The organism is Alteromonas infernus (genome assembly GCF_902705815.1).
In genome coordinates, this window is the sequence record NZ_CACSIG010000040.1 from 1 (window position 1) to 522 (window position 522).

The window sequence follows — 522 nt, forward strand, 5'->3', positions numbered from 1 at the left end:
CACAGCGTTACCACGACCGTCTGCGTGCTAAAAGGGCGGGTACGCGTTATTGATACGAAAGAAAACCTCGGGTTTAGCCGTCATGGTAATCCGGGGATGGCTACCGCGGGAAGTGGAGATGTGTTAAGTGGCATTTTAGGGGCATTGCTCGCTCAAGGTGTAGAAACAGATATTGCTGCAAAATACGGCGTAGTGCTGCACGCGAAAGCGGGAGATGATATTGCCCAACTCTATGGTCAACGTGGTATGATAGCGAGCGATTTGTTTGACGCAGTACGTGCATTAATAAACCACTAGTTAGCGTGGTTTTGTCTTAAACGGGCAGGCATCTACTGTGTTTTTCGGCTTACAATTACTGTGGAATATTGTTGATGTCTTACCCGCACACCTCTTTTTTTGCTAATGAATTAGACGATACCGCGCAGCTTGCCAAAGACTTAGCGCAAGCCGTTTCAAGTCAACTCCCGGCTCACGCCGTTATTTACCTAAATGGCGATTTAGGTGCAGGTAAAACCACGTTTA

At 47.5% G+C, this 522-nt stretch carries 1 protein-coding gene and 1 pseudogene; both read left to right on the forward strand.

The window, feature by feature from the left end; all coding sequences use genetic code 11:
* A pseudogene (locus ACX5J7_RS10395) lies at nucleotides 1-297 on the forward strand (ADP-dependent NAD(P)H-hydrate dehydratase); the annotation flags it as partial.
* Nucleotides 298-371: 74 nt separating this feature from the next.
* A partial coding sequence (locus ACX5J7_RS10400) for a tRNA (adenosine(37)-N6)-threonylcarbamoyltransferase complex ATPase subunit type 1 TsaE (protein WP_498707100.1) occupies nucleotides 372-522 on the forward strand: 151 nt, incomplete at its 3' end.